Source organism: Dyadobacter luticola (genome assembly GCF_005860805.1).
GTDB classification, from domain to species: Bacteria; Bacteroidota; Bacteroidia; order Cytophagales; family Spirosomataceae; genus Dyadobacter; species Dyadobacter luticola.
The window spans coordinates 1519118-1543700 of record NZ_VCEJ01000004.1 but is presented as its reverse complement, the minus strand read 5'-3'; the positions used below and the strand labels follow the sequence as shown (position 1 = coordinate 1543700).

27 protein-coding genes are annotated in these 24583 nt (G+C 47.2%); 13 read left to right on the top strand and 14 right to left on the bottom strand.

Annotation, left to right across the window (positions count from 1 at the left end):
- Positions 1–29 precede the first annotated feature (29 nt).
- The 7 genes from FEN17_RS17025 to FEN17_RS16995 form a co-directional block, all read right to left on the bottom strand.
- Positions 30–689: a WbqC family protein gene (locus FEN17_RS17025; protein ID WP_229208859.1), complete on the bottom strand. Its 660-nt coding sequence runs from the start codon at positions 687–689 to the stop codon at positions 30–32.
- Positions 690–792: 103 nt separating this feature from the next.
- Positions 793–1419 (bottom strand): L-threonylcarbamoyladenylate synthase, encoded by a 627-nt coding sequence (locus FEN17_RS17020; protein ID WP_138366523.1) that lies wholly within the window; start codon positions 1417–1419, stop codon positions 793–795.
- A gap of 30 nt (positions 1420–1449) precedes the next feature.
- On the bottom strand, positions 1450–2442 hold the full coding sequence (locus FEN17_RS17015; protein ID WP_138366522.1) for a glycosyltransferase: 993 nt from the start codon (positions 2440–2442) through the stop codon (positions 1450–1452).
- Between the two features lie 123 nt (positions 2443–2565).
- The gene (locus FEN17_RS17010; protein WP_138366521.1) at positions 2566–3489 is read right to left on the bottom strand and encodes a YihY/virulence factor BrkB family protein; all 924 of its coding nucleotides are present in this window, start codon (positions 3487–3489) and stop codon (positions 2566–2568) included.
- Between the two features lie 19 nt (positions 3490–3508).
- Positions 3509–3922 carry an acyl-CoA thioesterase gene (locus FEN17_RS17005; protein WP_138366520.1) on the bottom strand — a complete coding sequence of 138 codons (414 nt, stop codon included), beginning with the start codon at positions 3920–3922 and terminating at the stop codon, positions 3509–3511.
- Between the two features lie 2 nt (positions 3923–3924).
- Positions 3925–4962, bottom strand: coding sequence for an endolytic transglycosylase MltG (gene mltG, locus FEN17_RS17000; protein ID WP_138366519.1), 1038 nt, complete (start codon positions 4960–4962; stop codon positions 3925–3927).
- A gap of 48 nt (positions 4963–5010) precedes the next feature.
- Positions 5011–6090 carry an Ldh family oxidoreductase gene (locus tag FEN17_RS16995; protein ID WP_138366518.1) on the bottom strand — a complete coding sequence of 360 codons (1080 nt, stop codon included), beginning with the start codon at positions 6088–6090 and terminating at the stop codon, positions 5011–5013.
- Positions 6091–6257: 167 nt separating this feature from the next.
- Between FEN17_RS16995 and FEN17_RS16990 the strand changes: the two genes are divergently transcribed.
- The 5 genes from FEN17_RS16990 to FEN17_RS16970 are packed head-to-tail and all read left to right on the top strand — an operon-like array spanning position 6258 to position 12082.
- Complete coding sequence (locus FEN17_RS16990) at positions 6258–6872, top strand: hypothetical protein (RefSeq protein WP_138366517.1); 615 nt, start codon at positions 6258–6260, stop codon at positions 6870–6872.
- A 22-nt stretch (positions 6873–6894) separates the two neighbouring features.
- The gene (locus FEN17_RS16985) at positions 6895–8130 is read left to right on the top strand and encodes a 3-phosphoshikimate 1-carboxyvinyltransferase (RefSeq protein ID WP_138366516.1); all 1236 of its coding nucleotides are present in this window, start codon (positions 6895–6897) and stop codon (positions 8128–8130) included.
- A 3-nt stretch (positions 8131–8133) separates the two neighbouring features.
- Positions 8134–9726 carry an FMN-binding glutamate synthase family protein gene (locus tag FEN17_RS16980; protein ID WP_138366515.1) on the top strand — a complete coding sequence of 531 codons (1593 nt, stop codon included), beginning with the start codon at positions 8134–8136 and terminating at the stop codon, positions 9724–9726.
- Between the two features lie 17 nt (positions 9727–9743).
- The gene (locus tag FEN17_RS16975) at positions 9744–10418 is read left to right on the top strand and encodes a hypothetical protein (protein WP_138366514.1); all 675 of its coding nucleotides are present in this window, start codon (positions 9744–9746) and stop codon (positions 10416–10418) included.
- Positions 10415–12082 (top strand): S8 family peptidase, encoded by a 1668-nt coding sequence (locus FEN17_RS16970; protein ID WP_138366513.1) that lies wholly within the window; start codon positions 10415–10417, stop codon positions 12080–12082. The genes FEN17_RS16975 and FEN17_RS16970 overlap by 4 nt, the downstream gene beginning before the upstream one ends.
- Here the strand turns inward: FEN17_RS16970 and FEN17_RS16965 are convergent.
- Entirely contained in the window at positions 12069–12608 is a 540-nt protein-coding gene (locus FEN17_RS16965; protein ID WP_138366512.1) for an NUDIX hydrolase, read from the bottom strand. The two genes, FEN17_RS16970 and FEN17_RS16965, sit on opposite strands and share 14 nt — an antisense overlap.
- A 74-nt stretch (positions 12609–12682) precedes the next feature.
- Between FEN17_RS16965 and FEN17_RS16960 the strand changes: the two genes are divergently transcribed.
- Positions 12683–13591, top strand: a complete 909-nt coding sequence (locus FEN17_RS16960; protein WP_138366511.1) for a DUF2911 domain-containing protein — start codon at positions 12683–12685, stop codon at positions 13589–13591.
- Positions 13592–13594: 3 nt separating this feature from the next.
- On the opposite strand, the gene FEN17_RS16955 is transcribed toward FEN17_RS16960, so the two are convergent.
- The 3 genes from FEN17_RS16955 to FEN17_RS16945 are packed head-to-tail and all read right to left on the bottom strand — an operon-like array spanning position 13595 to position 15501.
- Complete coding sequence (locus tag FEN17_RS16955; protein ID WP_138366510.1) at positions 13595–14203, bottom strand: trimeric intracellular cation channel family protein; 609 nt, start codon at positions 14201–14203, stop codon at positions 13595–13597.
- 12 nt (positions 14204–14215) lie between these two features.
- Positions 14216–15037, bottom strand: coding sequence for a thymidylate synthase (locus FEN17_RS16950; RefSeq protein ID WP_138366509.1), 822 nt, complete (start codon positions 15035–15037; stop codon positions 14216–14218).
- A gap of 35 nt (positions 15038–15072) precedes the next feature.
- The gene (locus FEN17_RS16945; RefSeq protein ID WP_138366508.1) at positions 15073–15501 is read right to left on the bottom strand and encodes an OsmC family protein; all 429 of its coding nucleotides are present in this window, start codon (positions 15499–15501) and stop codon (positions 15073–15075) included.
- Between the two features lie 191 nt (positions 15502–15692).
- On the opposite strand from FEN17_RS16945, the gene FEN17_RS16940 reads away from it, so the two are divergent.
- Genes FEN17_RS16940 through FEN17_RS16915 form a run of 6 tightly spaced genes read left to right on the top strand, consistent with a single transcriptional unit; the run spans position 15693 to position 19408 of the window.
- Positions 15693–15935 (top strand): 4a-hydroxytetrahydrobiopterin dehydratase, encoded by a 243-nt coding sequence (locus FEN17_RS16940; protein WP_138366972.1) that lies wholly within the window; start codon positions 15693–15695, stop codon positions 15933–15935.
- A 42-nt stretch (positions 15936–15977) separates the two neighbouring features.
- Positions 15978–16691: a 16S rRNA (cytidine(1402)-2'-O)-methyltransferase gene (gene rsmI, locus FEN17_RS16935; RefSeq protein WP_138366507.1), complete on the top strand. Its 714-nt coding sequence runs from the start codon at positions 15978–15980 to the stop codon at positions 16689–16691.
- Entirely contained in the window at positions 16675–17895 is a 1221-nt protein-coding gene (locus tag FEN17_RS16930) for an Lnb N-terminal periplasmic domain-containing protein (protein WP_229208858.1), read from the top strand. The genes rsmI and FEN17_RS16930 overlap by 17 nt, the downstream gene beginning before the upstream one ends.
- Position 17896: 1 nt before the next feature.
- Positions 17897–18691, top strand: coding sequence for an inositol monophosphatase family protein (locus FEN17_RS16925; protein WP_138366506.1), 795 nt, complete (start codon positions 17897–17899; stop codon positions 18689–18691).
- Between the two features lies 1 nt (position 18692).
- The gene (locus FEN17_RS16920; protein WP_138366505.1) at positions 18693–19229 is read left to right on the top strand and encodes a YfiT family bacillithiol transferase; all 537 of its coding nucleotides are present in this window, start codon (positions 18693–18695) and stop codon (positions 19227–19229) included.
- 17 nt (positions 19230–19246) lie between these two features.
- The gene (locus tag FEN17_RS16915) at positions 19247–19408 is read left to right on the top strand and encodes a FeoB-associated Cys-rich membrane protein (RefSeq protein ID WP_138366504.1); all 162 of its coding nucleotides are present in this window, start codon (positions 19247–19249) and stop codon (positions 19406–19408) included.
- Between the two features lie 49 nt (positions 19409–19457).
- Here FEN17_RS16915 and acs read toward each other — a convergent pair whose 3' ends face one another.
- Positions 19458–21347, bottom strand: coding sequence for an acetate--CoA ligase (gene acs / locus FEN17_RS16910; protein ID WP_138366503.1), 1890 nt, complete (start codon positions 21345–21347; stop codon positions 19458–19460).
- Between the two features lie 83 nt (positions 21348–21430).
- Here acs and FEN17_RS16905 point away from each other — a divergent pair, with 83 nt between their 5' ends.
- On the top strand, positions 21431–22636 hold the full coding sequence (locus tag FEN17_RS16905) for a THUMP-like domain-containing protein (protein ID WP_138366502.1): 1206 nt from the start codon (positions 21431–21433) through the stop codon (positions 22634–22636).
- Here FEN17_RS16905 and FEN17_RS16900 read toward each other — a convergent pair.
- The gene (locus FEN17_RS16900; RefSeq protein ID WP_138366501.1) at positions 22629–22985 is read right to left on the bottom strand and encodes an ArsC family reductase; all 357 of its coding nucleotides are present in this window, start codon (positions 22983–22985) and stop codon (positions 22629–22631) included. The two genes, FEN17_RS16905 and FEN17_RS16900, sit on opposite strands and share 8 nt — an antisense overlap.
- 27 nt (positions 22986–23012) lie before the next feature.
- On the bottom strand, positions 23013–24413 hold the full coding sequence (locus FEN17_RS16895) for a dicarboxylate/amino acid:cation symporter (RefSeq protein ID WP_138366500.1): 1401 nt from the start codon (positions 24411–24413) through the stop codon (positions 23013–23015).
- Positions 24414–24583 lie beyond the last annotated feature (170 nt).

Genomic DNA, 24583 nt, shown 5'->3' with positions numbered 1-24583 from the left:
ACCTGATCCTCATTTGTTCAAAATAGCTCTTACTGAGACTTACAGGATCTTAACAAAACACTTTTTGCTTCCGGCCCCATGTTAAAAAGTAAATCGACAATACTCAGGTTACTCACAAAATCATTCCCGAAGGTCTGGTAATAAGGTATCGGCTGGTAATATTTAATAGAATTTTGACCTTTCTTGTTGTTAATCACCGATATATCATTAACAACGCTATTTTCTTCACTTTCAACACCTGACAAATTGTACCGAATGTCTTTTTTGATTCCAACCAATCTAAGACAAAATGTCAATAAATCATAGTTTAAATCAACAAGATACGCCGGTCTCTTTTGAAATATTTCGATCAGATCAGGGGCGTAGTATTCATAAAACGGCGATTTACCGTACGCTGATTTAAAACAACCCAGATGCCGTCTGATCCAGTCCTGGTTGTAGTCAATCAAAATGTCTTTTGTGGGGCTTGCTGCGTCGTATCCTTTAACCGGAACGGTCAATAAGTCTATCTTATTCGTGGTGAGCACATTGCACCGGTTCCTGTAAGATTGCTTCACATACCTTTCCTCCACATCGATGCAAATCCGGTCGTACTGTAAAATGCAAGTAAAATATTCTAAACAAGGCAGATACTGTAACTCGATCCGAACTTCCCTGAACCGATTCTCTGAACTTAAAAATTCCGGCACTATCAAATATGGTAAAGGCTTGTGATATTATCAAAAAATTTATAATAAATATTTTGCCTGTAAGGCATTCTACAATACCAACTTAAATCATTCCAATTTACACTCAATAGAAAATACTGGCATCGCCCAATCCCTCCCGAATAATTTCAAAGCTATCGTTGTCCGCTTTCACAATCGTGGAAGGAATATTTCCGCCGTATCCGCCATCCACCACCATATCCACCTGGTGTTCAAACTTTTCAAAAATCAGCTCAGGATCAGTCGAATACTCGATAATTTCATCATCATCTTTGATGGAAGTCGTGACTATCGGGTTACCCAACTCTTTTACGATCAGTCGGGGAATAAGGTTGTCCGGGACGCGGATTCCGACCGTTTTTTTATTCGTATTCAGCAGCTTCGGAACATTACTGGTGGCGTCCAGAATAAAAGTATAGGGCCCCGGTAGTACCTTTTTCATGATTTTAAATGCTGAATTTCCCACCCGCGCAAAATCGGCAATGTGGCTCAAATCGTAGCAGATGAAGGAAAAATCATTTTTCTGAGGCTTGATACCCTTGATCCGGGCGATCCTCTCGACGGCGCGGGTGTTGTAAATGTCACAACCCAAACCGTAAACCGTGTCCGTAGGATAAATGACGAGGCCTCCATCTTTGAGGCAATCTACTACCTGACGGATTCGTCGCTCGTCAGGGTTTTGAGGATATATTTTGATGAACTCCGCAGGCATAGGAAATTTTTGCTTTTGGAGTGAACAATTTCAGAAGCTAAATCCTTCCGGGATAAATGCTTTTCTTAGATTTTTAATATAAAATCGGTAAGCAAAATTCACCGGTAAATGCAGCCTGCACAATAAAACAATGAACTCCGTCTGCCAGCCGGGATTCTCGATATAGTTCAATAAACGCCGGAAACGCAGCGCCAATTCGAACTCCTGGGCATACAAACATTTTCTGATAAATGTACGTATCCGGGCGGCCAAAAGATCAAACTCCCGCTGGTCCCTGTTCAAATCATAAGCTTTGTTGCAAACCGCATAATAAGAAGCCAGCATTCCGCTGCCTTTGCGGTAAACATGGGAAGAGAGTGAACCCGACAAAACCCGCTTTAATGTCAATATTTCATCCTGGTAAAAGTATTTGAAGCGGACCGACGACCTTACCCAAAAATCAAAATCCTCAAAAAGAAGTGATTCGTCGTAGCCGCCAAGCTGGTTCAAACTTTCGGTGCGCATCATCATGGTCGGCGTGCAGATGAAGTATTTTTCCAGAACATTTTTATAAACATCGCCGGAAGGTATCTTCTCCAAAGATTTTCCATTCCGATCGATGACATAATGATTATTCAGCTTCCTGCCCTGCTCGTTAATATAAGTAGCGTTTGAAAAAATAACACCGTAATCGCTGGATAATTCTTCGAAACAGGCCACCTGTTTTTCAATGCGGTCGGCGATCATAATGTCGTCGCCGGAAAGATCGATGACGTATTTTCCCTGGGCGACCAGCAGTCCCTGATTGAATGCCTTGCACAGACCCACATTGAATGGATTTTGAATGTATTGAAAGGCCGGAGCCTTGGCTTTGAATGTTTCGATGACCGACCGGGTGCCGTCTGTGCTGGCATTGTCGATCACGATCAGTTGAATATAGGGATATGTCTGGTAAAAGACGGAAGTAAGTGTTTCTTCAATGTATTTTTCCTGATTTAATGCGGTCAGGATTACCGTCACCAATGGTTTTTCCAGTTGTCTCATTAAAACTTGCCCTGCAATGCTTTACGTCCTTTTTTGCGCCGGCCGGAGGAATCTGGCCGCGCTTTGTTTCAGCAAAAGTAGGCACTATAAGAGTATGGAACAGAAGATGTTATTATTCGGTCGTCAGATCTTGACCATCTTTTTACCGCGTCTGGCAGCGGCGATACTCGCATTGATTTCAAAACCCAGAATGATCACAAAGGCCAGCAAATAGAGCCAGATCATCAGCGCGATCATGGTACCGATGGAGCCGTAGAGCTTGTTATAAGAGCTGAACCGTGACAAGTAAAATGAAAAACCATAGGTAGCGGCCAATATCAAAATCGACGCAACGATGGAGCCGGCATTTACGAATTTATTCTGCCTGCCATGAGAAGGTGCAAACCGATAAATGATCGAAATCGTGAGCATCAGCGACCCAAAACTGACGAGATACCGGGTAATGTTGAGAGAAGTTAGCAACCACTTTTCCTGTACAATATTCCACTCCCCTAGCAAATTCATCACCGCGTCCCCGACAATCAGCAGAATCACCGAAACGAAAAGCACCGCAAGCAATAACAATGTTAAGAGCATAGCAATCCCCCTGATTTTCAGAAATCCACGCGTCTCATCATCCTCATAAACCATGTCAAATGAGCGCATCAGCGACATCATACCATTGGTCGAGGCGATCATGGCAAAAATAAAACCGAGTGAAAGCACCCCGCTCCTCGGCCGGCTGATAATGTCCAGGATCGTCTGATCAGCATCTTCATAAATCCCACGCGGAATGTTCTCGCGCAACATGTCCATGATCTGCGTATCCAAATGCTCAATCGGAATGTAGGGAATGACGGTAAAAAGAAAGATGATCCCGGGAAAAAGGGCCAGCGTCAGACTGTAAGCTACTGCGGAAGCCCGCTGGTCAATGTCATATTTGCGGTTGCTCCTCACCAGGTTGACGAGGATTTCGTATAATGAAACCTTGCCTTTCAGCGGCTCCGTGCGCTGCAACCACATCACGATCTGCTTGACGAATCGGTTTTTCAACAGTTTTTCAAGCATGGTTTCCTCCTGGTTCTGCCTATACTTCAAAATACGGCCTGAGCTTGTTCAACAATTTGTCGGGCGGCATGCAAAGTTTGCCATTGTCCCGTCGCTGGAACACCAATGTAGTATCTCCGGTGTTCAGCAGCAAATTTTCCTGGTTTCGGATTTCGTAAAAAAACGCGATCCGGATTCCGGGTAATGTCTTGATTGTTACTTTGATACTTAGTTCGTCATCATACCTCGCCGGTTTCAGGTACCGAAAATGACTTTCATAAACCGGCATCATTACGCCCTCATCCTCCATAGCCTTATAATGAAAATCCAGGCTCCGGAGTGACTCTACCCGGCCAATTTCATAGTACCTTGCATAATTTCCGTAATACACATATCCCATTTGGTCCGTGTCGGCGTAGCGCACGCGGATACCTTTCACCTCGTAAACAAACATACCTATTTCATGATTTTGAGCCGGTTCAATTCTGCCTGGTACAAGCGGGCGTTGTTGAGGTGGTCGTTGTAGTTTGTTGCAAAAGCGTGGTAGCCCGACAGATCCGCCTTGGCGCACATATAAATGTAGTCGTGCTTGTCGTAGTTCAAAACCGCGTCGAGGGAGTTGAAATCCGCCACCCTGATCGGGCCGGGAGGCAAGCCGGTATTGACATATGTATTGTAAGGAGACTTGATTAAAAGCTGACCATTCAAAATGCGTTTGATTGCAAAATCTTGTAATGCAAATTTGATCGTCGGGTCGGCCTGCAAAGGCATTTGTGCATGTAAGCGATTAATATACAAGCCTGCCACACGCGGACGCTCGTCTACTTTCCGCGCCTGCTCCTCTTCCACAATCGAAGCGAGGATCGAAACCTGGATCGGCGTCAGACCAATTTCCTTCGCTTTTGCCAGCTTTTCGGGTGTCCAGTATTTTTTGTACTCGCTGTGCATCCGGTCGAGAAACTTTTCGGTGCCGGTAGTCCAGTAAATGTCATAAGTATTAGGCAAAAACATGGAAACGATGGTCAATGTATCCATGCCGTATTTCTGGCAAACCGCAGGATCATTCAATGCTTTCCTGAAATTCTCCTCGCCAAATTCAAACCGGCTCCCGATGCGCTTAATCAGATCTTCCTTTAAACGAATGTTGTTAAAAGTCAGCTTCACCGCATCCTGATCGCCCGAAACCAGCTTTTTGATCGCCGTATAGTTATTGGTATTAGGCTTAATTACGTATCGGCCGGGTTTTACTTTTTCAGTCAGTTTTAAAAATTTGGCCAAAAACTGAAAGGAAATGTGATCGTTAATCACATCATATCTGTCCAGCGAGTCGCGAACATTCTTATAAGTAGCACCTTCCGGAATCAGCAGGACAAAGCTGGTTTGTTTGTCGGCCTGAAGATTAGGCGTTTTAAAAATTTGCCAAAAATAAAATGTGAATGTCGTGACCAGGATTGCAACGGTCACAAATAAGCCGACTTTGAAATTACGGGACATATTTTTAGGCTTTTAGCTTTCAGCGACTGGCTTTCAGCTTTTTATATTTCAAATGTTTTTTTCAAAAGGGATATTAAAACGGCTTGCCAGTTCTTCAAGTGACAAAACGACAGGTTCGAGCAGCGAGATACCATTTACCTCACGGTCCGCCTCCATTTCGCGCTCCGGATCTCCGGGAATAATCACTTTCTGACCTTCCACCGCCCGCGCGCCCCTGAATGCACGGATCCATTTATCCATATCTTTTTTAAAATCCTCCGCCGGCCGAAAACCATCGACACGCATTGCCCCAAGGAAATGTCCGGTACCCAAACCTACCCCTTCCTGCGCCGACATAAAACCCGCCGTCGCAAAAGGCGGTACCCACGGACCAAAATTAGCCCCCGACAAAACGCCCGAAAAAATATCAACAATTGCGCCGAGGCCGTAACCTTTGTGACTTCCGTGCTCACGGTCAGAACCCAGAGGAAGCAAGCCGCCGCCGCTTTTTACCGCATTGGAATCCGTCGTGGCATTTCCTTCCGCATCCTGCGCCCAGCCCAGCGGAGCCGGCAAACCTTTCCGCTGCAAAATTTCAAACTTACCGTAAGCCACCGCCGTCGATGCAAAATCAGCTACGAAAGCTGGCTCCTCCGAAGCTGGCACTGCCACGGCTATCGGGTTGGTACCGAGCAATTTGTCCAGAGAAAACGTAGGCGTTACCAGCGGCGCGGCATTGGTCATCGTCCAGCCGATCATATCTTTTTCCAAAGCCAGCATCGCGTGATAACCTGCAATACCGAAATGATTGGAATTCCTTACAGAAACCCAGCCAGAACCCACATTTGCCGCTTTCTCCATCGCTACTTCCATCGCCTTCGGCGCCACTACCAGCCCAAGGCCCTGGTCGCCGTCCACAACTGCGGTGCTCGGTGTTTCATACACCACTTTAATGTCAGGCGTCGGGTTGAGCCGCCCGTGGTCATAAAGCCTTACGTAGCCCGCCAAACGGGCGATTCCATGTGAATCTACGCCCCGTAAATCTGCACTTACCAACACCTTGGCAGCCAGTTGGGCGTCTTCCGGGGAACATCCTATCGCAAGAAAAACTTCTTCGGTAAAATGCTTCAAATAACCGGCCTGATACATATACATCAATTGATTGGACTTACTTTTTATTTGCCGAAAGGTATGGAAAAGTCGTGATATGTGACAAAAATGCTGGTTTCAGCGGCACTTTAAAATAAGCAACATTGCAACACTTTCGCCCGTTTAAAAGAATGATTCCCTATATTTGAAACATTCTTTTTTTTATTATGAGACAACTTGTTCCAATTGTCATTTTGCTTTTTTTAGGGAATCTGGCCGCTTCTGCACAGGACCATTACGACCCCAAAAAAGCCGTTTCCAGCGAAGAACTTTTTCTTAAACAAGGCAATGCAAGCAGGGTGATCGCTACGCCGGGACAAAAATATCTGGTGCTCGACGCGTCCCCGGTAATCGGTGGTTTTCATCGGTACCGTTTTTTTCCGGGCGATAATATCAAATTTCGTATGCACGATGAAACGATCCGTTTCAACGAAACCATTGCGAGTGTAACCGATTCCTCTTTCAGCATTGGCATTATCAACGAAGCAGTCGGCCGGATGGATTACCAGGAAATTCTCCTGAAAGACATCCGACTCATGAAAGTTTCCAGAAGGATCCCTTTTATTTCCCAGCTCGCCCCTATCCTGCCGCTGGCCGGCTTAATTTTCATCGGTGCCGATTTTTTTAATAAAGGAGTTGATAATAAACGATTTACCACTGATACTTCTTCTCTGATCGTGGGCGGCTCTTTGATGGCAGCGGGTTTTGTCTGCTACAAACTGACATTCGCCTCGCTCAAAATAAATCACCGCAACAAGCTGAAAGTGCTTGAAACATACTGAGTTATCATTTGATTCTTTGAAAGTGAAATCCATTTTAGTCAATCCCCCCAAACAACCCATACGCGCAGAAATTCAACTCGCTGCATCCAAAAGTGAATGTAACCGTGCTCTCATCATCAATGCATTGACCGGTTTTAAATGTGAGCTTACCAACATTTCGGAGGCGCGCGATTCACAAACGATGCTGCGGCTGCTCAATTCCAGTGACCAGGTAGCCGATGTGATCGACGCAGGTACAACCATGCGTTTTCTGACCGCCTATTTCGCGGTGACCAATCAGCAGAAAACCATGACAGGTACTGCCAGAATGTGTGAAAGGCCGATCGGGATTTTGGTGGATGCGCTGCGTTTTTTGGGTGCGGATATCAGTTATGAAAAAGAAGAAGGTTATCCTCCTCTGAAACTGAATGGATTTACTTATTCCGGAAATCGTGAAATAAAGATGCGAGGCGATGTGAGCAGCCAGTATATTTCGGCTTTGCTGATGATCGCGCCCGAGTTACCCAGCGGCCTGACCATTCAGCTCGAAGGAGAAGTCGGCTCACGTCCCTACATTGAAATGACGCTGAACCAGATGGCGCATTTCGGGATCGATTACCAGGCCGATTGGCAGAAAAATACGCTTTTTATCCCGCCGATGAAATATCAGCCGCAGCCATACGCCATCGAATCCGACTGGTCGGGCGCGAGCTACTGGTACAGCATTGTAGCACTGGCCGAAGACGCAGAGGTCGAATTGTTAGGATTAAAAAAGAATTCCCTACAAGGCGACAGTGCTATCGTGAACATTATGAAGCATTTGGGTGTGGAAAGCACATTCACCGAGCGTGGCGTGCTGCTGACTAAAATTCCTGCCGCCGCATCCATCGGCTGGGATTTCACCGACTGCCCAGACCTCGCCCAGACTGTGGCAGTTTGCTGCGCCGTCAAAGGTATCCGCCTTTCACTTACGGGTGTAGAAAGCCTTAAAATTAAGGAAACCGACCGCATTTTTGCGTTGCAGCAAGAGTTAAAAAAGCTGGGTGCGGAGTTGAAAGAAATCGAAAAAGATCATTTATACGAAGTACACGCCATTCAGGATCCCGGCGTGATCCAGTCGCCTTCCATCCATACTTATGATGATCACCGTATGGCGATGGCCTTCGCACCTGTCGGGATGGTTTTTCCGGTGGTGATCGAGGAGCCGGGCGTGGTGGTCAAGTCTTATCCCGGCTACTGGAAAGACCTCGCCAAAGTCACTTCCTGGGAGGAAATCTGAAATATGGGTAGCGCAATCAATTTCCTGGCAGCAATTCCTGTATGGATTTACATTTTAGTGGTGTTGATCATCGTCGCTTTACGCGATGTTTTGCAGCGAAAGCATACCATCCAGCATAACTTCCCGCTGCTGGGTCATTTTCGCTACTGGCTCGAAACCATCGGCCCTGAGCTCCGACAGTACATTGTCGCCAACAACCGAGAAGAACTGCCTTTCAACCGACGCCAGCGATCCTGGATATACGCTTCTGCTAAAAAAGAAAACAACTACCAGGGTTTCGGTACAGATCAGGACATGCAAGAGCCGGGTTATGTTTTTGTAAAACCGGCCATGCTGCCTTTAAAGCTGGATTCGACACACAGTCACCACGTCAAAAACGGAAACGATCCCAACCACTATACCATACCTGCCGCCAAAGTAATCGGCATTTACCACAACCGAAAACGTCCCTACCGGCCGCGTTCTGTCGTGAATGTCAGCGCAATGAGCTTCGGCTCGCTTTCGTCGCGCGCGGTGGAATCGTTGAATAAAGGTTCTTACCAATTCGGGAATTATCACAACACCGGCGAAGGAGGTTTGTCGCCCTACCACAAATTCGGGGCCGACGTGGTTTTCAATATGGGTACCTCCTACTTCGGTGTGCGCGATCATGAGGGAAATTTTATGATGGAGAAGTTGATCAAAATGACGGAGAATAATCCCTTTGTCCGGATGATCGAGCTGAAACTTTCGCAAGGTGCCAAGCCCGGGAAAGGCGGCGTCCTGCCAGCCAGCAAAATTACCGAAGAAATTGCCGAGATCAGGCAGGTACCGATGGGCGTGGATGTGGTTTCGCCACCGTACCACAGCGCATTTTCGGATATCCGCAGCATGATTGATTTCATTGAAGAAATGGCTGAAAAAACTGGCTTGCCGATCGGGATTAAATCGGCCGTAGGTAAAACCGATATGTGGGAACAGCTGGCAGATCTGATGGTCGAAACCGGCAAGGGCCCAGACTTTATCACCATCGATGGCGGTGAAGGCGGTACCGGCGCTGCCCCACCCTCTTTCGCCGACCACGTTTCCCTGCCGCTTGTTTTTGCATTCAGTACCGTTTACAAGATTTTCCAAAAGAGGGGTTTAACCGACAAAATCACATTCATCGCTTCCGGTAAACTCGGCCTGCCAGCTCAGGCTGTGATGGCGTTTTGCATGGGCGCCGATGTGATCAATGTTGCGCGCGAAGCCATGATGTCGATTGGCTGCATCCAGGCGCAGATTTGTCACACCAACCGCTGCCCGACGGGTATTACAACCAATAATAAGTGGCTGGAATCCGGCATTGATCCCGCCTTAAAAAGTCAGCGTTTCAATAATTACATGACCACGCTGGCCAAAGAGATTATTGAAATCACGCACGCAACCGGATATGAGCACCCTTGCCAGTTTGATATGAATGATGTCGATATTTCCATGGGCGATCACAACAGCATTATTTCGCTGGCGAATAATTATGGATATTTGAAAACAATCGTCCCCTATAATGGCATGAAAGCATTGCTGGATTGCCAGTATCTCGGAGGTCGTGAGATACCCGGCGAAAAAGTCGCGTAGAAGAACACTTTATACACATGCTTGCTAAAAAATTTGCGCTGTGCCTCATTGTAGGCATCGCTTCCTGCTCCCATCCCGAAGCTACAAAACCGGCGGATAATCCTTATTTTTTATTAGAAACAGGCAGATATTCCGATTTTCGGGTTGATAAAACGACATTTGAAATTGGTAAAACAGATCAGCTGCATAGTTTAAAATACAGAAGGAAAATCGGCGAGGCATTTAAAAAGTCGGACGGCGGCCAAGCTTTCGCTATCGGATATTCATCTTTAAAACTTACTAACCGGCAAACTGACTCTGTGTCAGCGATCTGGCAGACAGAGAACCGTATTTTTGAGTTAGAAAATGGCCAGCCAGTAATAAAATTGACCCTCCCAGCATATGAAGGGGCGATCTGGAATGTCAATGCATATAATGCGCGTACTGAAAGTATTTCCCGGATTACGGAAACCGGAAAGTCTTACCAGATTGGAAATCAGGTTTTTGAAAATACCATCACGGTAATCAGGCAGGACGACTCCACACTTTTGACCAGAAAGAAGTATATTGAAATATATGCGCAAAATGTTGGACTGATAAGGCGTGAGCGGCTTAACTTGCAATACTGTCACAAAGCAGATTGCTTAGGAAAAGGAATCGTCTTATCAGGCTCGAAAGAAATTACCACCATTGAAAATTTTGGAAAACAATGACCAAAAATTTGCTACTCACACTTGCTTTCATCTGCGCCGCCATCCTCGAATGTGCTGCGCAAACCAATCCCCGATATCTGGTTTTGTTCAATGACAAAGCCAACTCTCCCTACACGGTGGCAAAACCTGCCGAATACCTCTCAGAAAGGGCTATTTCCAGAAGAACACGCCAGAACATTCCAATTTCCAGCCGAGACTTTCCAGTTAATCCTGCCTATATTGCTGCCGTCAAACAAACCGGCGCGACGATCATTTATTCTTCCCGATGGTTCAATGGTTCGCTGGTTGAAGCTTCGGCGACGCAACTTGCCGCGATTAAAAAGCTGGCATTTTTTAAAGGTATCGAACTCGATTTGCCGGTTGCTAACCTTACATCTCAATCGCCGGGCATTGAAAGAGTATCTGCCATCAATAAAAAATTCGAAACCGAAGAAGAGCCGCTTTCTTACGGCAGCATGAATGCGCAGCTGGCATTGATGGAAGTGCCTGCGCTGCATCAAAAAGGCCTGCACGGTGAGGGAATGCTTGTCGCTATCCTGGACAATGGTTTTTCCCAGGGTGAAGAAGTGGGTTTTCTGAAAACACCGCGCGACGAGAAGCGCATTGTGGATACCCACGATTTCGTGGACCGCGATGGCAACGTTTACAACAACGGTTCGCACGGTTTGAATGTGCTGTCGACGATCGCCGCCTACCAGCCGGGTACCATGATCGGGGCAGCATTCAAAGCATCTTTTGCATTATATCATACTGAAAATGACGGCGGAGAATCGCCTTACGAAGAAATTACCTGGCTGCTGGCAGCTGAGCGCGCAGATAGCCTTGGCGTAGACGTGATCAACTCATCGCTGGGTTACACCACATTCGATGGCGAATTTGATACCGATGCCTACAACCATACTTACGAAGATATGGATGGTAAAACGACCATTATAAGCCGCGCAGCTCGTATTGCGACGCGCACGGGCATGATCGTCACTGTTTCTGCTGGAAATGATGGGAACAAAAGCTGGCATTACATTTCTGCTCCCGCCGATGTGGATTCTGTGTTGAGTGTCGGCGCTACAACGTATGACCGGACTTATGCCGCATTCAGCTCTGTGGGGCCAAATGCGGCTGGCCAAATGAAACCGGACATTTCCGCCGTGGGCGCCGGGGCGATCGTGGGGACAACTGCCGGTACGGCATCCAGCTCAAATGGAACTTCATTTTCTTCCCCGTTAATTGCGGGCCTGGCCACTGTCCTTTGGCAGGAGCATCCCAGTCTTACCGCCCAGCAGATTATTTATGTTTTGAAAAAATCGGGTCACAATGCTGCCAATCCGGATAATATGATCGGTTATGGCGTGCCGAGTGTGACCAAAGCCGAGGAGATTATCCAAAATGAATTTATGCCGCTGGGTACGGAGAAGGAAATGTTACAAGCAGTCGTCGTTTCTCCAAATCCTGCGCACGCCGAAGTAACATTGACGATCCCGCAAACATTGGTTGGGAAAAATGCCGAGTTGAACATTTACGGCGCAACGGGCAGCTCACATTTCAAATCAGCTACGCGACTTTCAGAAAAGCATAACATTAACACCAGACAATTACCGGCAGGACTTTATCTGATCCATCTCAAAGTCGAGAATCAGGAGCGGACATTGAAATTCATAAAAAACTGATCTTACGCACCATTCGCATGATCGACTCAGAATTATTCAGTTTATGAACTTCCCCGACAGGCACCCACTGCACGTCCCGCGATTCACTATTGACTAAAATCGGCTGCTCATCCTGCATTTGGAATACAAAGCGAATGTCATAATGGTAATGCGCCGGAATGTCTTTGTTGGCCGGGATCAAATGCACGTCCACGTCGTAAATGCCATTTTTCAATACTTCTAAATGCTGGATGCCGGTTTCTTCCCACACTTCCTTTCGGGCTACGTCTTCCACATCCGGGTCGCCGTCGCAATGTCCACCAGGCTGAAACCACTTGTCTAGCTTGCGGTGGTGCATGAGCAGAACATCACTTTTATCTTCGGAAAGTACCCAACCGGAGGCGGTTACGTGGCCTTTCAGCAATGTTCTTTCAAAACAATTTTCATTTTCCCGGACAAATGCAATGGTATCCTGATACATTTTTTCCTCCTCGCCCTTTTCGGGCTGGTAGCTGTCGAGCAGGGCGAGCAAACTGTTTCGTTTCATGTAGGGTATCTGATTTTTTCATTCTAATTTCACCACAAGTTTAAACCACAGCAGCCACAAACCACCTTGCCAGAATGAAAAAGTATCTACTTTCCCTTGCCCTGACCACCCTGCTTTTGACACATTCTATCGCCCAGCGCACGCCTGCGCCAAGCCAGGGCGCGATGGTCATGCAGACGATCGGCATCACCGATTTCACGATAAAGTATTCTAGGCCAACCCTTAAAGGCCGCAAAGTATTTGCGGACAGCTCCACATTGGCGCCGTACAACCAGCTTTGGCGGACTGGCGCAAACTCGCCGACAACATTAGAAGCCAGCACAGAATTTTCGTTCGGCGGCCGCACGGTACCTGCCGGAAAATATGCGTTACTATCCATTCCCTCCGGCGCAGCCTGGACGGTAATTTTGAACAAAAAGTTTGATCAGGGAACAGAATCCTACAACGAAGCCGACGACGTGGCGAAAGTGCAGGTGGTACCCACTTCATCCGCGTACCATGAAGCATTCACCATCAAAGTCGATCCGACCAGCGATAGCACGGCCTACTTGAATCTTTCCTGGTCGTCGGTAAATGTGCCTGTGCCGATTTCGGTGAAGACAGAAAGCCTGACGATGAATGCTTTAAACAAGGCTATCGCCGAAAAACCGGAGGACATTCAAACTTTGGAAAGTGGCGCGGCTTATTTATTGTCAAAAGGAAAAGATTTACCGATCGCGTTATCGATGGCTGACAAAGCGATTGGTTTGAAAGAAGGTTACTATAATCTATACCTCAAAGCTGCGATTCTTGCCAAGCTCGGCAAATACAATGAAGCATTGCCTGTCGCGCAAAAAGCTTTGACACTGGGGACACCTTCCGACAATGCATTCAACAGTTTTTTCAAAGGACAAATCGAGAAAACGATTGCGGAAATTCAGCCGAAAGTAACTACGAAACAAGCAGTTGCGACGGTTTCAAAAGGAAAGAAAAAGAAGAAATAAGGATTACCGGAAAAACCGCGGGACGCTCCACTCGTAGCGTACTGCCAGGATCCGGATGACGATAATGACCAGGGAGGCAGATATAAAAGCGACATTTCGTCCGGCACCCAGCTTATCGAGCAACAAATAACTGCATGCCCCGGCGAGGCATGCAGTTGCATATACTTCCTTCCGGTAAATGATCGGGATTTCGTTCGTCATCACATCCCGGATCACGCCGCCCATCGTCGCGGTAAAAACGCCCATTATCACGGCAATTTCTGGCCTCACGCCCAAATGCAGGGCTTTTTCAGTTCCTACGATTGTAAATAACGCGATTCCAAAAGTGTCGAAAAGGAAAAGTGTTTTCCTGAGCATCAGCAAAAATTCGTAAAAAATAAAGGTGGTAATAATGCCCGCAATGATGGCATAAATAATAGTAATGTCGCTGATCCAGACCAGCGGATAGCTGCCGAGTAAGATATCCCGCAACGTTCCGCCACCGATTGAGGAAATAAATGCGGTGAAGCTGGCACCAAACCAGTCCTGGTACTTCTGGTCTTTCATGGCCAGGGCACCCGAAATGGCAAATGCAAATGTGCCAATAATCTCTAAAATGTACTGGATGCCCATTTTGCAGAACTACTAAACAGCCACAGGCGCCTTAATACCCGGCCAGGGATTGTAGTTTTTCAATTCAAAATCCTCGAATTCGAAGTCGAGCACATTTTTGATTTCGGGATTCAAAACCATTTGAGGCAACGCACGCGGCTCGCGGCTAAGTTGCAGATCCACTTGCTCCAAATGATTCAGATAAATGTGCGTATCTCCGCCAGTCCAGACAAAATCGCCCAGATCCAGATCACATTCCTGCGCGATCATCATCGTGAGCAAAGCGTAGCTGGCAATGTTGAAAGGTACGCCCAGGAAAACATCCGCGCTGCGCTGGTAAAGCTGGCAGGAAAGTTTACCTCTCGTTTCACCTGCTTCGGAATCCGCCGGTGCCACGTAAAATTGAAATAAGGCGTGGCAGGGCTGCAATTTCATTTCCGAAAGCTCCGCAGGATTCCAGGCTGAAACCATAATCCGGCGCGAATCCGGAGAATTTTTCAATTGTTTCAAAACCTCTTGCAACTGGTCCACGGATTTACCGTTTGCGCCTTGCCAGCTGCGCCACTGTTTGCCGTACACCGGCCCGAGATCGCCATTTTCATCGGCCCACTCGTCCCAGATCGACACATTGTGGTCTTTCAGGTATTTAATGTTGGTATCCCCTTTCAAAAACCATAGCAGCTCGTAAATGATGGATTTGGTATGCACCTTTTTAGTCGTCACGAGCGGAAAACCGTCTTTCAGATTGAAACGCATTTGATAGCCAAACACGCTGATCGTCCCGGTGCCGGTGCGGTCTGTTTTCCGGACGCCATTTTGAAGAATGTGGCGCAGTAAATCCTGGTATTGTTGCATTGATTTTTGAAATGAATACTTTGAAAGATAACCTGCTAAACAGTAGCGATTTCAACACTATATGTGATCTCTGCCAAGGCTTCGAGCTGAGCAGTCGCCGAGCAATATTTTTCCATTGATAAGCCGATCGCGCGGTTCACTTTATTTTCGTCCAGTTGATTACCCGCTAATTTGAAAACCAAATGAATTTTTGTAAATGGTTTGCGCTGTGTATCAGGCTCTTGTTCACGATCACCTTCCACGCTGATGCGAAAATCGGAGATTTCCTGACGCTGTTTTTTTAATATCAAAACCACATCAATGGCACTGCAGCTGGCGAGGCCCATCAACAATAATTCCATCGGCCGGACGCCCAGATTGTGGCCGCCAATGTCTGGCGCGCCGTCGGTATGTACTTTAATTTCGGAGGAGCCGCTGCCTTCAAAATGGAAGGCATCATTGACGCGGACGAGTTCTACTTTCATAAATTGGAAAGGATTTCTACCAGAACAAAGTTCAAATATAGGGACCAAAAACGATTGGTCGAAGGCTGTACAGGAATAATGCCGGGAGTAAAAGACGCGGGCGTTTTTCTTAGTAAGTGGTGGGTGGCATGGTATTTAGAATTGAGTCGGTCAACATTGAAAGTATTTTTTTAAACATTAACAGGAGAACCATGTGGCAGGAAGAAGATAACAAGCTGAAAAAGAGCTTCACATTCAAAGACTTCAAGGAAGCATTCCGGTTTATGACTGAGGTGGCTTATACCGTGGATGAAATGGACCACCACCCTTACTGGACGAATATGTACAATAAGGTCGAATTTGAGCTGAATACACATGATGCAGGGGACGTGGTGACCGACAAGGACCGCAAACTGGCAGCGGCAATCGATGAAATCTTTGAAAAAAAGGGATAATTTCGGGCAGATTTTTACATCCAAGTTTGCCCGGCATTCACAATGAAATTATACATCGTACCTACCCCGATCGGCAACCTGGAAGACATTACGCTGCGTGCCATCAACGTCCTCAAAAGCGTGGACGTGGTGCTGGCGGAAGATACGCGCACTTCGGGCACGCTGCTGAAACACCTGGGTATTTCCAAGCCCATGCACAGCTACCACATTCACAATGAGCATCAGACAGTTACGCGGGTAGCCGAGCGTATTTTGAAAGGTGAATCGATGGCGCTGGTTTCCGATGCGGGTACGCCGGCGATTTCGGATCCCGGCTTTTTGCTGGTGCGTGAATGTATCCGGCAGGGAATTCCGGTAGAATGTTTGCCTGGGCCAACGGCATTTGTACCGGCTTTGGTTAACTCCGGCTTGCCCAATGACCGTTTTACTTTCGAAGGTTTTTTACCTCATAAAAAGGGAAGACAAACCCGGCTGCAAAACCTCGCTTCCGAAGAACGCACGATGGTTTTTTACGAATCTCCGCACAGGTTGGTTAAAGCATTGCAGCAGTTTTCCGAATTTTTCGGTGCTGAGCGGCAGGTATGTGTGTCTCGGGAGCTTTCCAAGATTTTTGAAGAAAATGTGCGGGGCACATTGCAGGAGGTTATTACCTATTTTTCAGAAAAAACTGTGAAAGGCGAGATCGTGATTGTGCTGGCAGGGAAACCCGAAGAAAAAAAGAAATCAGATAAATATGAGGATGAAGATCCCGAATAATATGAACCCAGCTTATCAGCCGTTTTTGAAGCGTTTTAGCATTGCTTTTTTTCTTTTTTTTCTGGTAGTTCAGTCCACATTCGCTCAGTTTACGACGCTCAGTCCGCAAGCGAAAGCGAGCCTGATCACCTTCGGGCCGGGCACGGATCTGTACTCCGGTTTCGGGCATAGCGCACTTTGGGTATACGATCCGGTGACTGGGGTCGACGGCGCTTACAGTTACGGTACATTCAAATTCGACGAAGGAAATTTTTATCTCAAATTCCTACGCGGATCCCTTCCCTACACGATTTCGGTGGCGCCGATGGCACCACACATTGCCTTTTACAGGGCTGAAAACCGTTCTATTTCGGAGCAGGTATTGAATTTATCTCAGGCTCAAAAACAAAAGCTGTACAATTACCTGGAAACTAATTACCTGCCGCAAAACCGGGCATACCAATATCTTTTTTTCTACGATAACTGCGCAACCCGTCTGGTAGACGCTTTGAAAGCTGCGGCTGGCGATAGCCTAATTTATAACGGATATACCAAGGAAAAACGGAGTTTCCGGCAGTGGATTGATAAGTATGCCTACAAACAAAATCCCTGGGCGGATTTCGGGATGGACCTTGCCATTGGTACGCAGGCGGATGAAATTGCCACGGCCGAACAAGCGACTTTTTTGCCGGATAACCTGGCCGACGCTTTCGCCGCGGCCAAGATCAAAACAGCCGCAGGTGTTGCGCCGCTGGTGATCTCAAAAAGTGACATTTTCACGGCGGAACCGATCCAATATAAGGGCATCTTCACGCCGATGGTCACTTTCTGGACATTAGCCGTTTTGGTGCTGGCGCTCAGTTACTGGCAAATCAGTAAGGGTATCGTTGATTTCACGCTGGATAAAATCCTGTTTTCGATTGCCGGGCTGGCGGGCTGGATACTGGTGCTGCTCTGGGCAATTCGAACTGACGAAACAACGCGCTGGAATTACGACCTGCTCTGGGCATTTCCGCTATGGATGCCGCTGATTTTTTTCTTTTCCAAAAACAAGAAGCCAGCCTGGTTTCAGTTTTTGTTGATCTTTTACGGATTTCTCTTACTTTGCGCAACAGGCAATGTTGCCAAGCATAACCTTGTACTTATACCCATTTTGTTGATGCTGATCGTCAGGGTTTATTACATTAATAATTCACTATCAAAAATTCCTTTAAAGGATAAATAGCATGGATCTCGAATTGCTGACACAAAAAACCATAGAAATTGTAAGGCAGGCTTCTTCCTTCATCCAGCAGGAAGCCGCGCTTTTTTCCAGGGATAAAATAGAATACAAAGACCTGAATAACCTCGTTTCTTATGTGGATAAAGAGGCTGAAAAACTGCTCGTAGCGGGTCTGAGCGAACTTTTACCTGAGGCCAGCTTCATTACCGAAGAAGGCACCACCGGCATTGAACCCGACCCGACGGCGTTGAACTGGATCATCGACCCGCTCGATGGCACCACCAATTTCATCCACGGCATTCCGGTGTATTGCGTGAGCGTGGGCTTGGCGCGAGGTAAAGAATTGCTGGCTGGCGTGATCCACGAACCAAGCCTGAACGAAATGTTTTCGGCCTGGCAGGGCGGCGGCGCGTGGCTGAATGGTAAGCAGATGAAAGTTTCGACGGTACCACATTTGCAGGACAGCCTCATCGCGACCGGTTTTCCTTATTATAAATTCGAAAAACAAAAACGCTACATGTACATTCTGGAACTGCTGATGCAAAGAACGCACGGTATCCGGAGAATGGGCGCGGCGGCCGTGGATTTGGCATACGTAGCGGCTGGCCGGTTTGACGGTTTTTACGAATACAATCTCAATTCCTGGGACATGGCAGCCGGCGTACTGCTCATCAAAGAAGCAGGCGGCAAGGTAACCGACTTCAACGGTGGAGATAATTACCTCTTCGGCGGTGACATCATTGCCACCGCAGGAAAGCAACACGAGGAACTGGTTTCAGTCATCAAAGAAAATTTCTAAAATGGACATCGAACAGCTTAAATATCCGATCGGGAAATTCGTCTCGCAGGAACATTACACGCCAGCGGAAGTAAAGTCGAACATTCAGATCATCAGCGCATTACCTTCCAAATTCATCAACTTATTGGGAAATTGGGAAAATGACAGGCTCGATACCCCCTACCGCCCCGACGGCTGGACGATCCGGCAACTGGTTCACCACGTCGCCGACAGCCACATTAATGCGTACACCCGCTGCCGGCTGGCATTAACGGAGGATAATCCGGTGATCAAGCCTTACGAAGAACATTTGTGGGCCGAGCTACCCGACGCCAAAACGGCGCAGATCGAGCTTTCGATCCAATTGTTGCGATATGTGCATTTGCGGTGGGTTTTATTGCTGAATTCTATGGATGAAACTGATCTGGCAAGAACTTACATTCACCCTGCGACAGGCAGAACATTCCGGCTGGATGAAGTAATTGCAAATTACGCCTGGCACAGCGAGCATCATTACCAGCACGCTTTTCAATTGGCGAAAAGGAACAATTGGGAGTAACCGGGCGTTTGCAAGGCATGGGAATTCAGGAGATCATCATATTAGCATTATTCCTTGTGGCAGCGGGTTATATCGGCTGGCGATTCTGGAAGACATTCAGCAACCGAAATAGCGGCGGCTGTGCCAAAGGATGCGGTTGTGCGGCAGATAAGGCATCCATTTCAAAGTTTAATGCATAAAAAAGAGGAAGCCCGAAAAGCTTCCTCTTTTATTTTATGACTGCTAATCTTACAAAGCGCCTTTTTTGATTTCTTCCACCACGGTCGGATCCAGCAATGTCGAGGTATCTCCCAAATTGCTTACATCCCCTTCGGAAATCTTTCTCAAAATCCTTCGCATAATCTTCCCTGACCTGGTTTTCGGCAAACCGGTCACAAATTGCACCTTATCTGGTTTCGCGATCGGGCCGATGATGCGGGAAACCGTAGCGCCAATGTCTTTTCTGAACATTTCGGCGTCGTCAATTTCTTTATCCGAAATCACGTAGGCGTAAATTCCCTGACCTTTAATGTCGTGCGGGTAACCTACCACCGCCGACTCTACTACGCCCAGGTGCATATTGATCGCATTTTCAACTTCGGCGGTACCGATACGGTGGCCGGAAACATTCAATACATCATCCACGCGGCCAGTAATGCGGTAGTAGCCGTCTTCGTCACGGAGACAACCGTCGCCGGTGAAATACATGCCTTTATAAGTCGAGAAGTAGGTTTGTTTGGCACGTTCGTGGTCGCCATAAGTCGTGCGGACAATGCCCGGCCAGGGGAATTTGATACAAAGGTTTCCGCTCACGCCATTTCCTTCGATCTTCAGACCATTTTCATCCACCAAAACAGGCTGCACACCCGGTAACGGTAGAGTAGCAAACGTTGGTTTTTCTGGTGTAATGCCAGCCAGCGGTGAGATCATGATCCCGCCGGTTTCTGTCTGCCACCAGGTATCCACCAGCGGACAATGATCGCCGCCAATGTTGGTTTTATACCAGTGCCATGCTTCTTCGTTGATCGGCTCCCCTACCGAGCCCAGCTTTGTCAGACTTGAAAAGTCGTGTCCATTAACATAATCCAGCCCCGAGCTCATTAGCGAGCGGATCGCCGTCGGTGCAGTATAGAGAATGTTAACCTTATGTTTTTCAATGATTTTCCAGAACCGGCTTGCGTCGGGATAGGTTGGTACACCCTCAAAAACCAGCGAAGTGGCGCCATAGCAAAGCGGTCCGTAGACAATGTAGCTGTGACCGGTGATCCAGCCAATATCCGCGGTACAAAAATGCACCTCGCCCGGCTCGTACTGGAATACATTGGCAAATGTATAAGTCGCATAAACCATGTAGCCGCCGCAAGTATGCACGACACCTTTCGGTTTACCCGTAGAACCAGAAGTGTAAAGGATAAACAGCATATCCTCCGCATCCATCGGCTCGGCTGCGCAGACCGAATCTACCAGCTTCACTTCTTCTTCCCACCATAAGTCCCTGCCTTTCAACATGGAAACGGGCGTGCGGGTACGCGTCATCACGATCACATTCTTCACGCTGTCACATTGAACAAGCGCTTCGTCCACCGTGGCTTTCATCGGGATTACCTTGTTACCGCGGAATGCGCCATCGGACGTGATCACCATCGTGCAGGCTGCATCATTAATACGATCGGCGATAGATTTGGCAGAAAAACCACCGAAAACAACCGAATGAATCGCCCCGATCCGCGCACAAGCCAGTACCGCCACGGTCAGCTCGGGAACCATCGGAAGATATATGCAGACGCGGTCGCCTTTTTTGACGCCATGCTTTTTCAAAACATTGGCAAAACGGCAAACCTGATCGAATAAAACGCGGTATGTCAGAGAAACGGATTTGTCTTCGGGATCATTGGGCTCCCAGATAATCGCGGGCTGGTCGCCTTTGTCGGCCAGGTGCCGGTCCAGTGCATTTTCGGTAATGTTCATTACACCACCCTCAAACCATTTTACATTCGCCTCGTTGAAATCCCAGCTCAGCACTTTTTTCCACGGGGTACGCCACTGAAATTGTTGGGCCACTTCCGCCCAAAAACCTTCGGGATCGTCTACACTTTGTTTGTAGGCAATCTGATACTCTTCAAAGGTCTTAATTTTCATGATAAATAAAGGTTAAACTTAGGGAAATAGGATATTAGCCGACAAGTTATAATATTCATCTGGTTAGTCCCAAATCCACTTTCATGAAACTACATTCTCCCGGTCTTTCAAATGAAGAAATTGCTTTTATCCAGAACCACCTGTCGGAGAATGTGGGTCAGCTTATTTTAAAGTCGGGTAAATACAAAAACCTGGATGTCAGGAAACTAGCTGCGCAGATCCAATCGAGGCAAAAGGCAGCGAAGAAATTGCCGGAATGGTATGCCCATGAAAAACTGATTTTCCCCCCCGCATTGTGCGTCGAGCAATCTTCGTCGGAGGCTGCGGCGAAATTTAAGGCAAGCCTGGTTTCCGGCAAAAAACTGATTGACATTACCGGTGGCATGGGGGTGGATAGTTTTTATCTGAGCAAAGAATTTGAGCAAGTCGATTACTTCGAAATGCAGGAAGAAGTAGCTGCTGCGGCGGCTTATAATTTTGAGCAGCTAGGCGTAAGGAACATTCGGGTACACGCAGAAAATTCTTTGAATGCACTCGAAACCAGCAACTTCACCAGCACCTGGATTTACACCGACCCGGCAAGGCGCGACGAGAACCGTGAAAAAGTGGTACGCCTGGCCGACTGCGCACCAGACATTCCGAACAATCTTGAAACATTATTTAAAACCGCCCCAAACATTCTCCTGAAAACCTCTCCCCTGCTGGACATTACATTGGGTGTAAATGAGTTACGAAACGTGAAGGAAGTGTATGTGATCGGTTATGAGCAGGAATGCAAGGAATTGCTTTTTGTTCTGAACAAAGATTTTGAGGGCGAACATTATCAGATCAAAGTCAGGATTTTAGACCACGATGGGACTGCAAAACAAACATTTGATTTTAATCCGGAAGACGAAAAGAACGCGCAAAGTACTTTTTCCGACCCGCTAGGTTATCTCTACGAGCCGCATGCCGCTGTGTTAAAATCAGGCGGGTTTAAAATGATTGGCAAAAACTATCAGGTTAATAAGCTGGCCGTGAATAGTCAACTTTACACTTCCGAACATTTGGCCGAAAACTTCCCGGGCAGGTCCATGCAGATTCTAGCGGTTTGCAAACCAGACATTAAGGAAATTTCAAAGCACATTCCGGGCGATAAGGCCAACATTACCGTCCGCAATTTTCCTGCAAAACCGGAAGAGTTGAGAAAAAAATGGAAGTTAAAGGAAGGCGGCGAACATTATCTTTTCGCCACCACATTGTCCGATAATTCCAAAGTTGTGATCGTGACGACGAGAGCCGCTATTTGAGAAAAGTTTCTTCGTAGATTTTTTCTGAAAATCCCAGGGTAAGCGCCTTGCCGGTGCTGTCTTCAATCACCGGCCGCTTGATAACCGTCGTATGCGCTACGGCCAGTTTTGCAGCTGAATTTTCATCGGTTACCGCTGCTTTTTCTTCATCCGAAAGCTCTTTCCAGGTTGTAGAGGCTTTATTAATCACTTTTTCCCAGGGGAATGCTTTGAACCATTTTTTCACTTTCGCCGTCGTGATCGGCTCTTTTCGGTAGTCGTAAAAGGTGTACTCAACTTGGTTTTTATCCAGCCAGGTGCGTGCTTTTTTAATGGTATCGCAATTGGGGATTCCGTATAGGGTAAGCATATTTTAAATCTGAATTTCAATAAAAAACTAAACTTTCGAGGCGACAGCTTCCTCGGTAATCAGGTCGGAGTTGTGCATTTTTTCGTCGTCCAGCTCACCTTCCCAGCGGGCTACCACGGCGGTGGCGAGGCAGTTTCCAGTCACATTGACGGAGGTCCGCGCCATATCCATCAGTTCATCGATACCCATAATCAAAAGCACGGGCCACTCGGGCATCCCGAAATTGGCGATCGCGCCAAGCAGGATAACCAGGGTGGCGCGGGGAATACCAGCTACTCCTTTGCTGGTCAACATCAACAACAAAACCATCGTAAGTTGTTGACCAAAAGACATTTCGGTACCAGTAGCCTGGGCTACAAAAACCGTCGCCAGGGCGAGATATAATGTGGAACCGTCGAGATTAAAGCTGTAACCCGTCGGCATCACGAAGGAAACGATCTGACGCGGGACGCCGAATTTCTCCATTTTCTCCATCGCTTTCGGTAATGCTGATTCTGAGCTGGTAGTAGCAAATGCGATGGAAACCGGCTCGAAAATCGCTTTGGCAAACTTGATCACCGGAATTCTGGCAATCATGGCGATTGGCACAAAAACAATGAGGATGAAGACGATTAATGCACAATATAATGTCGCCAGCAGCAGCGCAAGATTTTTCAAAACATCGATCCCCATATGACCGACCGTCTCCGCAATCGCAGCACCGACGCCGATGGGCGCGAAGTACATGATGATCTTGGTAAACTTGAACATGACTTCCGCCAGCAGCTCCACGCCGTGGACAAATTTTTCCTTCTTCGCAGCAGGCAGCAATGCCAGGCTTATCCCGAATAACACACTAAAAACGACGATTTGAAGTACTTCCCCGTGGTAAATTGACTTCGCCATGTTTTCAGGAAAAGAATGCAGCACAATGTCCTGCCAGGTCTGTTCCGACACTTTCGGCAGGGTAGCATTCAAAGATTCCGGCGGTATAATGCCTACGCCGGGTTTGAACCAGTTAGCAAAAAATAACCCGATCAGCAGCGCGAATGTGGTTACGACTTCGAAGTAAAGCAAAGACTTCCAGCCCATCCGGCCGACTTGTTTCAAATCGGAATGCCCGGCTATGCCCGTCACCAACGTCGCGAAAAGCAGCGGCGCGATCACGGTTTTGATCATTTGCAAAAATATCTGCCGCAGGAAATGCAGCTCTGTACCCATTTTCGGGTAGTCGTAGCCAATCTCCGTTCCGACCAGCATCGAAATCAGGATGGAAGTTGTGAGGTTTTTTTTGATGATTGCATAAACGATCAAACTGGCGAGGGCGAGCCAGCGGAGCGAAATCAGCACATTATCAGAAATGGTAACAACATTGTAAGCATTTAATACTGTTGCGATTGCCGCAATCGTCACCAGCACGAAATTGATAATGGTAATTTTGCTCTTCATATGGCGAGTTTGAGATGAGTATCCGTTTGTGAGGGTAAACTTATGAAAAATCAGCTTAAGGCCAACAATTGCAATCGGCGCAGTTAAGGTAATATGCAAAATTTATAATATGTTTTATTTAAAGTCATTTATTGATTGTATTAAAGTTTTTCTGTTTTTTGAAATAAAAC